Annotated in this window: 14 protein-coding genes; 2 read left to right on the top strand and 12 right to left on the bottom strand. The window is 72.4% G+C overall.

From position 1 onward, the window contains the following. The first annotated feature begins 13 nt into the window (after positions 1 to 13). Positions 14 to 193 carry a hypothetical protein gene (locus tag J3486_RS40465; protein ID WP_207829063.1) on the top strand — a complete coding sequence of 60 codons (180 nt, stop codon included), beginning with the start codon at positions 14 to 16 and terminating at the stop codon, positions 191 to 193. Positions 194 to 209: 16 nt separating this feature from the next. Here the strand turns inward: J3486_RS40465 and J3486_RS40470 are convergent, their stop codons facing one another. The 4 genes from J3486_RS40470 to J3486_RS40485 form a co-directional block, all read right to left on the bottom strand. Next, positions 210 to 1586 (bottom strand): MFS transporter, encoded by a 1377-nt coding sequence (locus J3486_RS40470; protein ID WP_207829122.1) that lies wholly within the window; start codon positions 1584 to 1586, stop codon positions 210 to 212. Positions 1587 to 1657: 71 nt separating this feature from the next. Next, a complete protein-coding gene (locus J3486_RS40475) occupies positions 1658 to 2236 on the bottom strand; it encodes a GNAT family N-acetyltransferase (protein ID WP_207829064.1) in 579 nt (192 codons plus the stop codon). A 55-nt stretch (positions 2237 to 2291) separates the two neighbouring features. Further along, positions 2292 to 2741 (bottom strand): TIGR03618 family F420-dependent PPOX class oxidoreductase, encoded by a 450-nt coding sequence (locus J3486_RS40480; protein WP_207829066.1) that lies wholly within the window; start codon positions 2739 to 2741, stop codon positions 2292 to 2294. Between the two features lie 104 nt (positions 2742 to 2845). Next, complete coding sequence (locus J3486_RS40485) at positions 2846 to 4195, bottom strand: MFS transporter (RefSeq protein WP_207829123.1); 1350 nt, start codon at positions 4193 to 4195, stop codon at positions 2846 to 2848. 218 nt (positions 4196 to 4413) lie between these two features. On the opposite strand from J3486_RS40485, the gene J3486_RS40490 reads away from it, so the two are divergent. Next, positions 4414 to 4905, top strand: coding sequence for a MarR family winged helix-turn-helix transcriptional regulator (locus J3486_RS40490; protein WP_207829067.1), 492 nt, complete (start codon positions 4414 to 4416; stop codon positions 4903 to 4905). A 270-nt stretch (positions 4906 to 5175) separates the two neighbouring features. Here J3486_RS40490 and J3486_RS40495 read toward each other — a convergent pair whose 3' ends face one another. The 8 genes from J3486_RS40495 to J3486_RS40530 all read right to left on the bottom strand — a co-directional run bounded on the left by J3486_RS40495 (position 5176) and on the right by J3486_RS40530 (position 13762). Then, positions 5176 to 7218, bottom strand: coding sequence for an AAA family ATPase (locus tag J3486_RS40495; RefSeq protein WP_207829068.1), 2043 nt, complete (start codon positions 7216 to 7218; stop codon positions 5176 to 5178). Positions 7219 to 7250: 32 nt separating this feature from the next. Beyond that, positions 7251 to 7904 carry a TetR/AcrR family transcriptional regulator gene (locus tag J3486_RS40500; RefSeq protein WP_207829069.1) on the bottom strand — a complete coding sequence of 218 codons (654 nt, stop codon included), beginning with the start codon at positions 7902 to 7904 and terminating at the stop codon, positions 7251 to 7253. After that, a complete protein-coding gene (locus J3486_RS40505; protein WP_307805149.1) occupies positions 7901 to 8971 on the bottom strand; it encodes a phosphotransferase in 1071 nt (356 codons plus the stop codon). The genes J3486_RS40500 and J3486_RS40505 overlap by 4 nt, the downstream gene beginning before the upstream one ends. After that, complete coding sequence (locus J3486_RS40510) at positions 8968 to 10167, bottom strand: aminoglycoside phosphotransferase family protein (RefSeq protein WP_207829071.1); 1200 nt, start codon at positions 10165 to 10167, stop codon at positions 8968 to 8970. The genes J3486_RS40505 and J3486_RS40510 overlap by 4 nt, the downstream gene beginning before the upstream one ends. Before the next feature lie 54 nt (positions 10168 to 10221). After that, a complete protein-coding gene (locus tag J3486_RS40515) occupies positions 10222 to 11091 on the bottom strand; it encodes a winged helix-turn-helix domain-containing protein (RefSeq protein WP_207829072.1) in 870 nt (289 codons plus the stop codon). Positions 11092 to 11197: 106 nt separating this feature from the next. Beyond that, positions 11198 to 11974 (bottom strand): HAD family hydrolase, encoded by a 777-nt coding sequence (locus J3486_RS40520; RefSeq protein WP_307805150.1) that lies wholly within the window; start codon positions 11972 to 11974, stop codon positions 11198 to 11200. 88 nt (positions 11975 to 12062) lie between these two features. Next, entirely contained in the window at positions 12063 to 12842 is a 780-nt protein-coding gene (locus tag J3486_RS40525) for an HAD family hydrolase (RefSeq protein WP_307805151.1), read from the bottom strand. After that, positions 12842 to 13762, bottom strand: a complete 921-nt coding sequence (locus J3486_RS40530) for a winged helix-turn-helix domain-containing protein (protein ID WP_207829125.1) — start codon at positions 13760 to 13762, stop codon at positions 12842 to 12844. Before J3486_RS40530 ends, J3486_RS40525 begins: the two co-directional genes overlap by 1 nt. Between the last annotated feature and the right edge of the window lie 91 nt (positions 13763 to 13853).

Consider the following 13853-nt stretch of genomic DNA (forward strand, 5'->3'; position numbering starts at 1 on the left):
CCTGGGAGGCACCGTGGAACCCGGCCCGCCGTGGTGGACGATCTTCGCGATATCGGCCGGGGTGACAGTGGTCATCGGCGCGACCCTGCTCACCGTGATCGCGGCTGTCGCGCTCGGCTGCGGCTGGACCCGCCGCCGGCTCGCCGCCCGCCGCCGCGGCACCCACCCGGCGGGCCCGCCGCACCAGCCCTAAATCAGGACACGCCGCCCTATACCGCGTCCACCGCCCCGCGCGATCCGGACCCTTCCCGCCGTCCGCCGGTGCCCCCGGCGTCCCCGGACTCCGGTACGGCGCGTGCCCGTCCGGCCAGCGCACCCGCGCCCACCACCGGCAGCAGCAACAGTACGAACGCGCCCGCGAAGGCGGGGAGTCGGCCGTTCGCCACGGCGCCCGCCGCGGTGAACAGGGCCGAGGCCAGAGCCAGTACGGTCGTCTGGCCGAGGTTCTGAGACGTCTGCATCGCACCGCTCGCCGCGCCCTGCCGGTCCGCCGGGCTGTGAGCCAGGGAGAGCAGGGTGAGGGAAGGCGCGACCCAGCCCATGCCCACGGCGGCCAGCACCATGGAGGCCACGGCGAGCGCCACCGCCGGTACGGCCGGGACGGCGGACAGCGTGCCGAGCGCGGCCAGGACGACGGCCCCCGCCATCACGCCCGCTCCCGCCCGCACCATCACGTGCCGTGCGATCCGGTCCTGCAGCCGCCCCTGCGACCAGGACGCGCAGGCCCACGCGATCGCCGCCCCGGTGAAGGCGAGCCCGGTGACGACCTCCGGTGCGCGCCGGGCCGTGGTCAGCATCAGCGGCACGAAGGCTTCGAGGGTGAAGTACGCGCCCGAGGTCAGGGCCCGCAGCAGCACCGTGGACGGCAGCCCGCGGGCGGCGCGCCAGGTGCCGCGCGGCAGCAGTCGCGGGGCGCAGACCACCAGCGCCGCGAGCCCGACGCCCGTACAGAGCAGATGGATCGGGTTCCAGGCGGAGACGCCGAACTGGGTCAGCGCCGCGGCCACGCTCACCACGAACGCGATCAGCAGGGGCGGTCGCGGCGCCGGTTCACCGGAGTCCGGGACGTCACGCGCCGGGTGCCCGCGCAGCAGCAGCACCGCGACGGCCGCCGGGACCGCGGTGAGCACGGCGAGCCCGAAGAACACCGTGCGCCACGACGCCCAGGCCGCCACGAGCCCGGCCAGCGGCGGTCCGACCAGCGACGGCACGATCCAGCAGGCGCTCATCAGGGCGAGGGCCCCGGCCCGTACGCGGTCGGGGTACGACTGCCCGATCGCCGCGTTCACCGAGACGGCCACGAGCCCCGCCGCGATGCCGTCGGTGAACCGCCCGAGCGCCAGCTGCCAGATCGTGGTGCTGGTCGCGGAGATCAGCAGGGTGGCCACCGTGAGCACCACGCCCGCCATCAGCGGCCGCCTGGCCCCGGCCCGGTCGGCCCAGGCCCCGCCCAGCACCCCGCCGAGCAGACTCGCGGCGACGAACGCCCCGGCCACCAGCGGGTACAGGCCCACCCCGTCGAGTTCCCGCGCCGCCGTGGGCAGCAGCGGCATCACCGCGAGCGCGGCGAACCCGGTCAGGAACATCACCGCCGCGAAACTGGCGGTGACCGCGCGATACGTACGGGAGAAGAGCCCCTCGCCGTCCTTCGCCGCCCTCAACTGCGTCTCGCCGTGGCCGATGTGGCGTCGGTCCACACCATCCGGAGCTTGTTCGGGTGCCCGTTCAGCCGCTCGGGCACCCCGCCCGGCGGGTCGATCGCCACGGTTTCGACGTGCTCGGCGCCCCGGGCGCGGTAGAAGCCGCGCGCCGCCGTGTTCTGCTCCTGCACCCACAGATAGAGGGAGGGCTCTGCGGCCCGCTGCACCACGGCTTCGGCGGCTCGGGCCAGGAGCAGGGTGCCGAGGCCGCTGCCCCGGCGGTCGTTGGTGACGTGCAGGTTGTCGATGAGGCTGCCCCACCGGGGGTCGTGGTCGACGACCGCGTGCACGAACCCGATGACGCCGGCGCCGTCCTCGACCACGTACGTCACCGTCTCCGCCCGCGACCTGCTCGCCTCCGCGAGCCGCGCCGTCCACACGGCCCTCCGGTCGGTGAGCACGTCCCCGTCGAGATACGCGTCGGAGTAGGCGCCCCGATAGTGCAACCTCCAGCTGGCGGCGTGCAGTTGAGCGATCGCCTCGGCGTCGTCGGGGCGGGCGGGCCTCAGGCTCGGGGCGGGCTGCGATGTCGTCACGCACCGCACTGTAGGACCCGCCCCCACCGCCCGGCACCGCCTTTTCCGGCACCCGTCATCCGACGTCCAGGGCGGTGCCGTACAGCCGGGCCGCCTTGATCCGCAGCACGACCCGCCGCTCCTCGACGACCTCGGCGAGGAACGCCTCCTCGCCACCCGCCGGCACGAACTCCCGCGCCATGGCGAGGAGTTCGAGCCCCACCGCGTCTCCCGGCTCGACGGTCGGCGCACTGACCTCCGCCTCGCCCTCGACGACGGCGTACGCGAAGTCGTCCCGCCTGACGTGCAGCGCGGCGTGCGGGTCGGCCCGGAAGTGGCGGGGCTTGAGCCGGTCGGCGGTGGTGGAGACGCGCAGGACGCGCTCGGCGGAGTCCCAGCGGTACAGGACCGTGGAGAGGTGCGGGTGGCCACTGCGGCGGACGCTGGCGAGGATGCCGAACTTCCCTTCTTCGAGGATCTGCTGCAGCTCGGGGTCGGTGAGGACGCGCGGGGCGGGACCGGACATGAGTGTTCTCCTGATGAGAGTTCGAGGATGTGGGAGTGCTGAGAAAGCCGTACTGGGAGTGCCGAGAAGGCTGTACCGGGAGTGCCGAGAAGGCTGTACGCCGATCAGGACCGTTCCGCCCTGGCGGGCCGCAGGACCGTCCACGCGACCACGATCGCCGCCCCGATGAGCACCGCCCCGGCCCCGAACGCGAGCCGGTAACCGTCCGTCAGCGCCTCGGCCCGCGAACTGCCCTCCCCCAGAGCCGAGTTGGCGCGGCGGGCGGCCAGCGTCGACAGGACGGCGACACCGAGGGCCATGCCGATCTGCTGGGTGGTGTTGAAGAGGCCGGAGGCGAGCCCGGCGTCCTCCTCGTTCGCGGCCGACATGCCGAGCCCGGCGAGGGCGGGGAGTACGAGTCCGCCGCCGGAGATCAGCAGCATCACGGGCAGCAGATCGGCGACGTACTGCCCCTGCACGGGAACCCGCGCCAGGTAGCCGAGGGCTCCGGCCAGCAGCACGAGGCCCGCGAGCAGCACCCGCCGCTCCCCGAACCGGGCCGCGAGCCGCGCCGACGCGCCCAGCGACACCGCCCCGATCATGAAGGCGGCGGGCAGCATCGCGAGTCCGGTCTCCAGCGCCCCGTAGCCGAGGACCTGCTGCATGTAGAGCGCGGCGAGCACCTGGAAGGCGAACATCGCGGCGAGCGTGAGGACCTGCGTGAGGTTGGCGCCGACGACGGTGCGCGAGCGCAGGATGCGCAGGGGCATCAGCGGGGTGCGGGCCCGCGCCTGCCGCACCACGAACCCGGCGACGAGGACCAGGCCCGCGCCGATCATCCCGGCCGCCCGCCATGAACCCAGGCCGTACGCATCGATGTTGACGACACCGTAGATCGCCGCCATCAGTCCTGCGGTGATCAGCACCGCGCCCCAGACGTCGGCCCCGGCCCGCACTCCGGCTCCCCGGTCGGCGGGGAGCGCGGGCACGGCGAGGGCGAGGACGGCGGCGCCGATGGGCAGGTTGATGAAGAAGATCCAGTGCCAGTCGAGCGCGTCGGTCAGTACGCCGCCCAGGACCTGCCCGATCGAGGCCCCGGCGGCGCCGGTGAAGCTGAACACCCCGATGGCGCGGGCCCGTTCGCGCGGATCGGCGAAGAGCGTGACGAGGATGCCGAGCCCGACGGCGGCGGCCATCGCGCTGCCGACGCCTTGCAGGAAGCGGGCCGCGAGCAGCACGGCGGGCGCCTGGGCGGCCCCCGCGAGCAGGGACGCCGCGGTGAAGACGACGGTCCCGGCGAGGAACATCCGCTTGCGCCCGATCAGGTCACCGAGCCGCCCGGCGAGCAGCAACAGGCTGCCGAAGGCGATGAGGTAGGCGTTGACGACCCAACTCAGGCCGGTGGACGTGAAGTTGAGGTCGCTCTGGATGGCCGGCAGGGCGACGGTGACGATGGAACCGTCGAGGATGATCATCAGGGTCCCGGCGGCGATGACCCCGAGCGCGAGCCAGCGGGAGCGCAGCGGCGACGCGGCGGATTCGGCGACCGGGGAAGGCGAGGTGACGGCGGACACGAGAGGTCCTTCCGAGTCGGGCCACCACCCCCACCGGGTGGCGACGACAACACGACCGTAACAGATAGTTCCGTTGCAGACTATATTTCTCGGAACCAATGACGGAGTACCCTGGCTCCATGACCGCGATGACGCCCGCGCCCACCCGCACCCGGCCGGACCTCTCCTACCTCCTGGACCACACCAGCCACGTGCTGCGCACCCGGATGGCGGCGGCGCTCGCCGAGATCGGCCTGACGGCGCGGATGCACTGCGTGCTCGTGCACGCGCTGGAGGAGGAGCGCACCCAGAACCAGCTCGCCGAGATCGGCGACATGGACAAGACGACGATGGTCGTCACGGCCGACGCCCTGGAGAAGGCGGGCCTGGCCGAGCGCCGGCCGTCGAGCACGGACCGGCGGGCGCGGATCATCGCCGTGACCCCAAAGGGCGCGGAGGTCGCCGCGCGAAGCCAGGTGATCGTGGACGGGGTGCACGAGGAGGTACTGGCGTCGTTCGAGCCGGGTGACCGGGAGGTCTTCCTGCGGCTGATGACACAGCTGGCACAGGGCCATCTGAGCACCCCCGCACCGAGCCCGGCACCGGCGCGGAGGGCCCGGCAGCGGGGCTGACACCGGCGCTCATCCGCGGAGCCGCGCACCGGTGGGGGCCGCGGCAGCGCGGCGGCGCGTAGGCGGATCCCCGAAAACCCGGCGGGCCCACCCACACCAACCCGGACCCGAGAACCCCGCCCTCCCGGACCACGGCACAGCCCAACGAAAGCCACGCCACACAGGCCGCGCCCCGGAAACCCCGCAGCACCACGACACACCAGCCCGGACCCCGAAAACCCCACCCCCGGACCACGGCCGCCCCGGCGGAGCCACGGCGCCCCGGCCGCGCTAGCTACGCGCCCCGCCGAACGGCAGCTCGCGCGCGTGCACCACGTCCAGCCGGGAGACGGCCCGGGTCAGCACGACGTACAGCCGCTCAAGCCCCCGCGCCTCCCCCTCCACCACGGCCGCGGGCTCCACGGCGACGACGTGGTCGTACTCAAGACCCTTGACCTCACCCGCGGCGACGACGGCGACCCGCGCCCCGAGCTCGTCGGCCCCGGCCGCCTCGACACCGGCCGCGACGAGCCCGTCCCGCACCCGCGCCACGTCCGCCTCCGCGGCGATGACCCCGACGGACCCCTCGAAGCCGAGCGCCCGCCGCACGGCGTCGACCGCTCCCGCCACCACGTCGTCGACGCGCCGCACCCGCAACTCGCCGTCCCTGCGCAGCGATCGGGCGGGCGGCACCGACACATCGAGCCGTCCGAGCACCTGATTGGCCAGCTCGACCACGGCTTCCGGCACCCGGAACCCGACGGTCAGCGGCACCACGGCCGCCTCCGGCTTCCCCAGATGCCCGAGCTGCTCACCCCAGTCGCGCGCGGCCCACGGCGTGGTGCCCTGCGCCAGGTCCCCGAGCACGGTCAGCGAACCGAAGACGGCGCGCCGCGCGATGGCCCGCGCCTGCATCGGGGAGAGGTCCTGCGCCTCGTCGACGACGATGTGCCCGTACCCCTCGGGGTGGTCGAGGAGCCCGGCGGCCTCGTCGATCAGCACCAGATCGGCGGCGGACCACTGGGCCGACTTGTACGAGCGCGGGGGCCGGTCCCACAGCAACGCCTGCTGCTCATCGGAGTCGAAGACCCCATCCGCAGCACCCGCCAACTCCGCCCCATCGGTCAGCAGTTGATGCACCACCTCCTCGGGCCGCACCTTGGGCCAGACCGCGTCCAGGAACTCCCGCACCGGACGCGCCCGCTCCATGCGCTGCTGCCAGGCCCGCCCGACGACCGCGCCGCGCCGCTCGGCCTGCTCCTGCAGGTGCCGCACGACGCGGCTGCGCACCCGCTCCCGCCCGACGAGATAGGGCGGCTCCTCGCTCCGCACCGCGCGGACGATCCCTTCGAGGACCGACTCCGACACCCGCCACCACGCCGCGTCGTCCTTCACGGCGAGGGACCCGGTGATCGCGGCCGTGGACACCCTGCCGTACAGGGCACGGCGCAGCACCTCGGCCATGCGCGGGTCGTGCTTGAGGGTGGCGGCGGGCTCGTCGTCGTACGACCGGACCGGGAACCGCCCGACGAGCTCCGCCACGGTGGACTGCCGCACCCCGTTCTCGCCGAGGGCGGGCAGCACCGCGGAGATGTAGGAGAGGAAGGTGCGGTTGGGCCCGAGAACCAGGAGTCCACCGCGCTGGATGCGGCGCGGGAACGTGTAGAGCAGATACGCGGCCCGGTGCAGCCCGACGGCGGTCTTCCCGGTGCCCGGGGCGCCCTGGACGCACACGGAGTCGGCGAGCGCGGCGCGGACGAGGTCGTCCTGTTCGGGCTGGATGGTCGCGGCGATGTCGCGCATCGGCCCGACGCGCGGCCGCTCGATCTCCCCGGCGAGAATCGCGCTCGCGGCGCCGCCCTCGCCCCGCCCCAGCCGCTCGTCCTCCAGGCCGGTCAGATCCCGCGAGTCCCCCTTGCTCCCCGGCGCCCAGCCGAACCGGCGCCGTACGTCCACACCCTGTGGATCGTTGGCTCCGGCCTGGTAGAACGCCCGGGAGACCGGCGCCCGCCAGTCCACCACGAGCGGCGGCGCCGCTGGATGCTCGGTGATCCGCAGGCGCCCCACGTGGTAGCTCTGCCCGGCGTGCTCGCCGCCGGCCCCGAAGTCGAGCCGCCCGAAGAAGGCCGGAACCTGCGGCAGCTCCTTCAACTCCTTGGCCTTGCTGCGCAGTTGATAGCCGAGCACCTCGGCGTCGGCGCCGGAAGCAGAGGCGTTCTCACCGATGACGACCTGCTCGTCGGCGCCTTCGACCATGGCGGCGAGGGCGTCGCGGCACCGGTCGTGAAAACGGCGTTCGGCGACGAGGGCAGCGCTGATCTCGGCAGATGTCATACATCCACCGTAACGCAACCGGGTTACATTTTTTACTCAGTAAGGCGGGCGCCCGGGGCAGCGGGCGCGCCGATCCCGGCCTCCAGCTGCCCGAACCCCAGCTCGGCGGCGCGCACCGCGTCCGCCTCCACCTGGTCCGCGGACTCCCCGGCCGCGATCCGGCGCCCGTTCTCCTGCGCCAGGATCCGCTGCACCGCCACGATCTGCCCGGCCGCGAGCCGCGCCGCGAGCTCCGGCCCGCCCAGCGCCCCGGCCAGCGCGTTCTCGGACCGCTCCTGATACCCGTACAGCCGCGCCACCAGCTGCGGCGTCCCGTACAGCAGCCGCTGATAGGCCAGCACCGCCGGGTGATCGCACAGCCCGGTCACCGGGTCCCGGCGCCCGAGCCCCTCCAGAAAGTTCCGCCGCAGCGCCCCCAACGGGGTCTCGCCCTCGGCCCGCCCCACCACGACCCGCGCCGCCTCGTCCTCGTGGTCGGCGAACCGGTGCAGCACCAGGTCCTCCTTCGCCGCGAAGTACCGGAACAGGGTCGGCTTGGACACCCCGGCGGCCGCGGCGATCTCGGCGACGGACACCGCGTCGTACCCCCGCTCCAGGAACATCCGGATCGCGGTCTCGGAGAGCGCCTCCCGGGTGCGCTGCTTCTTGCGTTCGCGGAGGGTGGGGGTGGGGTGCGGGGTGGTCATGGAAGTGCAGCGTAATCGCGGCAGGCGACGGCGAGCGCGGAGGCGATGTCCCGAGCGGACGGAACGTCCGGCAGCCCGAGCGGCGCCGCCCCCCTGGCCAGGACGCCGTGCAGCGGAGCCGCCGCGGCCCACAGCCGTGCCGTGTCCGGTCCCGGTCCGTCGCACAGGGTGAGCGCGCAGCGGATGACGTCGGTGAACACCGACTGCGCCCGCTTGAAGCCGAGCAGCGGCGGCAGGTCGCCACGCCAGCCGGCCGAGCAGCCGGGGGCGGCCTCCTCCACGGCCCGGCACCACAGACGGATCACTTCCTGTTCCTGGGCGGGCGGGTAACCCATCAGGTGGAGGTGGGTGGCCAGGTCGTAGAGCGGATCACCGAACATGGCCAACTCCCAGTCTATGACCCACAGTTCACCGAACTCGTCGACGATCAGGTTCTCCCTGTGCAGGTCTCCGTGGACCAGGCGGAAGGGGCGTTCGCGCAGCCCCGCGGCCCAGGCGCGCAGCCGCCCGAAGCAGCCGTCGTCCACACCGAGGGCCCGGAAGAGGTCACCGAAGCGGTCGGCGTGAACCACGTAGACGCTGCCCTCGACGAAATCGATCAACTTCCCCAGGCAGGCTCCGGTGTCACCGTCGCTCGGCACGGTCTCGCCGGGCACCCGCCGCTCGGCCAGCACCTCCCGGTCCCTGACCGACGCCAGTTCGCGGAACACGTCCACGATCTGATGGACCAGCGGCCAGGGCACGGCCTCGCCCGTCCCGGACAGCCGGGCCAGCGTCTCCCCCTCGATGTAGCGCTGCAGGCCGGCCCCGCCGACCTCGATGACCTCGGGGACGCGGCGCACCCGGTGGCTCAGGGCACGCACGAGGTCCGGCTCCGAGGCGAAGCAGCGCCGGTCGAAGCGGACGAGCCCGGCCCGCGCCGACCGGCTCTTCCAGCGGACGGGACGTGGGTGGCGGCCCTCCCGGAGAGGGAAGACGTACGTGTCGTGGTGAGCGCCTGTCAGCGGGCCCTCGACAACCGACGCGTCACCGGAGAGTTCCACCGCCGACCGCCATGCCGGACTCACGCTCCCGTTCGAGAAGCTCCGCATGAGAGCCCAGGATCCGCGTCGCCTGCGTCCGGTGCAACGGTGTCCCGGTCCCTGAGGTCATTTTCGTGCCAGGAGCACAGTCCCTTGCGGACAAGGGCCGGCTCCGGCCAGGTGCTCAGCCCCAGCGGCACCGCGGCCCGTGCCACCGCGCGGTGGATCCGCTGCGCCGCCGCGTCGAAGTCCTGCTCGGTCGGCTCGCCGCCGAGGGACAGGGCGGCCCGCATCGTGTCGGGGAAGACCGACTGCACGTATTCGAACGCCAGGTACCAGTCGAGGTCCTCGCGCCAGTTCTCGACCATGCGGCCGGAACGGGACTCTTTCATCCTGATGGCCCAGAGTTCCTTCATGGCCTCCCGCTCACGGTCCCCGTACCCCATCCGCACGAGATGGGTGGCGAGGTCGTGCACCGGATCGCCGTACAACGCCAGTTCCCAGTCGATGAAGCAGAGCCGCTCGCCGACCCCTGGCACGTCCGAGACGATCACATTGGCCCGGTGGAGGTCGGTGTGCAGGACGGAGAACGGCCGGTCGGTCAGGCGCGTGCTGCGGTCCAGCCGGTCCAGGAAGGTGTCGATCGGATTGTCCGGAACACCCACCGTCCGGAAGAGCTCACCGAACCGCCGACGGTTGGCCTCGTACACCTTCTCCTGGGCGAAACGGGCCAGCCAGCCCAGGAACTGGCGGCTCCCCTCCGTCGGATAGCCGTCCGGCAGCTTGGGCAGCCACTTCAGCCGTACGTCGGTGAGGCGCGCGAACAGATCGGCGAAGGCCTCGAGGCGTGCCGTGCCCACCTCGCCGTCCGGCGCGACCTCCGAGAGCGGCGCACCCGGCTGATACGAGTGCAGGGACCATCCCTCTAACTCCGCCAGACAGCGCGGGACCCGGGAGACGCTGCGGCGGACCGCATCGAGCACCGCCTTCTCGCTCTCCCACAGGCGCGGCACCACTTGGAGAGTGTCCAGCGGCATACGGAACTTGCCGCGGGACTTGCCCTTGAGACCGAACAGCTTGTCTCCGGTACGGAACAGCAGGGTGAGACCGGGCCCGAGCGGGGCGACCACGTTCTCGTTGTGGTGCCCCGTGATCACTTCCCCGTCCGGGGCGCAGCGGGCCGTCTCCGCGGCCTTGCGGAGCCATGCCCTGCGCACGCTGCTGGGCGAGAGTGCCGACATGAGCGCACACAGTAGCCCTCCGCCGCCGAGGGGGCCACTTGACATATGCCAGGGTCATCCCAAGGGCTGAGCCACATGGTCCCAGACATGGTCGAACATCAACTGCTCGGATTGCACGAACAGTTGGTCCCTGCCGCCCACACCCCGCTCGAACACGTACATCGCGGTCTCTGCGCCGTCCACGTCCCTCAGCGGCTTCAGCTCCTCATAGGGGTAGACGTCCCGCATGAAGCGGCCCGGGATGTAATGGCCGAGCAGAAGCACCTGCCGGTTGAAGAGGTACGTCTTGCGCACCGGGGTCCCGCGCAGGCTCCGGAACTCCGCCTGGGCATCGATCTTCAGCTCCGAGCGCAGCCGCGCGAACATCTGCTGCAGACGAATCCGGTGCGCCTCACCCTGAAGCCTGTTGCGCCGGTCCACCGCTTCGTCCATCTCGGGGTCGGGCCCCCAGCCCCCCTCCGGGGCCGGATAGTCGAGCCTCTCGTCGGCCCGGGGCAGCATCACCCGCACCCGGCACACGCGCGGCTGCAGGGTCTGCTCGTAGAACTTGGTCATCATCTCGCCGAACCCCAGCATCAGCGTCTCCGCCGTCAGACTCACGGCATCGATCTGCACCTCGGGGGCCTTCAGCACCTCGGACAAATGGGTGACCAGAACGCTGCGCGCCGCCCGGGACGGGTCGGCCTCCACGACCGCCTTGCCCGGGGCGACCGTGGGAGGGCTGCCCCGTCCCACATTCGTCAGCAGGCCGTCCGACTTCAACTGCTCCAGCGCCTGGCGCACCTTGGACCGCTCGACGCCGAACTGATCGGCGAGGTCGGCCTGGGTGGGCAGCCTTTCGCCCCCCTGGAGTCTGCCGGACTCGATCCACCGGCTCAGCTCGGCCGCGATCTGTTCGGGGGTGACAGCATTCTCCGCGCCCATCCCGCCCCGCCTCCTCCGCAAGCGCCAACTCCTGACAACCCTACGCCAGTTGGCTGCCAACTCCGCCGGGTCTACGCGAAGGCGCGGCGGCACCGGAAGCCGCTGGTCAGGCGCGGTCGCGCAGAATCGCCAGCACCTCCTCCAGGGAGCCCACGACATGACGGGCCCCGGCAGCGGTGAGATCCGCGGCCTCCGCGCTGCCGCGCGCGTACCCCAGGAACGGGACTCCCGCCGCCCGTGCGGCCGTGAAGTCCGAGACGGTGTCCCCGACCATCAGCGCGTCCGAGGCGTCGGCCTCCAGGCCCCGCAGCGCCCTGTTGAGGCAGTGCGGATCCGGCTTGAGCAGCTCTAGTTCCTGCGTCCGGCCGTAGATGTGCGGCTCGAAACAGCCGGAGAGACCGCGTCCGGCGAGATAACGGCGCACCGCCTCGGGCGAGTTGTTCGTGGCGACGGCCAGGCGCGCCCCGACCGCCTGCCAGGTCCGGATGACCGGATCGGCGTACGGCGTCGGGAACGCACTGTGCACGGCCTGCAGCTCATCTTCGGCGAGACGTTTCTCCATCTGCCGGGCCAACGCACCGTGCTGAGGCAGGCCGCCGACCTTCGCCAGCGCGGCATGCGGGTCCAGACGCCGCTGCTCCGTCCGGGTCAGGACGTCGAGCCGCCCTTTGGACTCCAGCCACAGCAGCTGCTCGCGGCCGATGTCCCGCGCCGAGTCCCCCGGGAAGAGCCGGCAGATGGGCCCGTCGAAATCGAAGAGGACGAACGTGGCACGTCTGATCACGTCCCTCAACTCGGTTCTCTCGTACGTCACTTCCTTCGAGCCGTCCTCGCCGCTCACGTCACCCACCAGAACAGTCTGCTGCGTCGCGTCTGAAGTCACCAGGAAAGTGTCGGGTCCGGCCGCACGGTTTCCCAGAGGCCGGAAGGGCCTTTGCCTGGGTCCTTCACACAACGGGAGCCGTCGTGCCTCACGGCGGCGAGACAACGCGCAGAATGTCCAGGACCTCCCCCAGGGCGGTCACCACGAAGGGCGCCTCGGCCTGGTGCAGCAGCTGTGCCTTGCGCTCGTTGCGGGCGTATCCCAGGAACATCACCCCCGCGGCCCGCGCGGCCTCCAGGTCGCTCGGTCCGTCGCCGACCATGAGGGTGGCCCCGGGGGACCCGCCCATCGCCCGCAGCGCTCGCCGGAGCGTGTCCGGGTCCGGTTTGAGGAGATCGGGATCGTGCGTACGCCCGTAGATGTGTGGCCCGAAACATGCGGAGAGCCCACGCCCGGCGAGATAACGGCGGACCGCCTCCGGGGAGTTGTTCGTCGTGACGGCCAGCCGGGCGCCCGATCGTCGCCATGCGCGGATCAGCCGGTCGGACCCGTCGGTGGGCCGGGCGGTGCGCGCCGCCAGCAGTTCCCGGCCGCTGAGGAACCGCTCCATGTCCTGGACCAGCGGGTCGCCGCGCCGGCTGCGGTGCAGGCAGCGCAACGCCGCCTGTGGGTCCACGGCCGCCCGCGCGTCGCCGGCCAGCACGTCGTGCAGGCCTCGGTCGTCCAGCCATTGCGCCAGGTCCTTCGCGACGTCCTCGGCAGGGACCCCCTGGAAGAGCCGGCAGATCGGCCCGTCGAAATCGAACAGCACCTGGCGTGTACGCGCGATCAGGGCGGCCAGGCCGCCGGACGGTCGCGCCTCGTCCGTCCCGTCGGCAGCGGCGGCCCCCTGCCCGGACCCGTCGGGGGCCACCTCGTCACGGGCCACTAGGACAGCGTCAGGTCCGACGTGATGGTTGCCCAGAGCGCGTCGAACCATTTCTGCGACTCCTCCACGAACGCCCGGTCCCGGTGCCCCGCGCGCTGCTCGAAGGAGAAGAGGAGGGCGCGGGAACCCGTCGCCGAGTACATCTCCAGCTTCGTTCCGCTGTCGATCTCCTCCTCACGCCTGGTGACCATGTAGTACGAGAGCAGCGCCTCCTCCTCGTTGAGGAGGTAGAGCTTGATCGGCGGGGTGAACGGCAGGGACCGGAACGTCACGTGGACGTCGATGTTGTGCGAGGAGCGCAGCGAGCGGAGGTTGTGGCGCAGCACCTGGCCCTGGGCATTGCGGGTGGCGAGCCAGCGCTGATGGACCGCCTCGTCGTCGGCGCGGTGGGTGCCGTCGTCGGGGTCCGGCACCACGACCGGGAAGGCCAGGTCGATGTCGCGGCTGGGCAGCAGGATGCGTACGTCGATGGAGTCGGGGCACATCCGGCCCTCGTGGATCAGCCGGAGCGGTTCGCCGAGGGCGAGCATCAGGGTCTCGGAGGTCATGCAGACCGCGTCGATGCGTACGGCCGGCGCCCGGAACGCCTGCACCAGGCGCGGGGACAGGGCGACCATCGTGGGCTGCGGCTCGCCGGGCGCGTCGGCCGCGGTGGCGACGCGTGGCGGGCTGCCCTTGCTGCGGCTGCTCAACAGGCCGTCGGCCTCCAGGATCTGCAGGGCCTGCCGGACCGTGCCGCGCTCCACCCGGAACTCACCGGCGAGCAGCGCCTGGGTGGGCAGCCTGTCCCCCGCCTTGAGCAGCCCCGTCTTGATCCGACGGCGCAGTTCGTCAGCGATCTCCCGGGCCCCCGGCCTTCTGCCGCCGTTCGCCGCCGCGTCCGTCCCGCCCGACGCATCCGCCGCATCCGCTGTGCCCATCGCGTCCATCGCGTCCATCGCGTCCGTCGCGTTCGTCGTGTTCGCCGCGCCTGCCATGTCTGCCATGTGTGCCACGCTCTCCCCGCTCACA

Source organism: Streptomyces sp. VRA16 Mangrove soil (assembly GCF_017377775.1).
Taxonomy (GTDB): Bacteria; Actinomycetota; Actinomycetes; order Streptomycetales; family Streptomycetaceae; genus Streptomyces.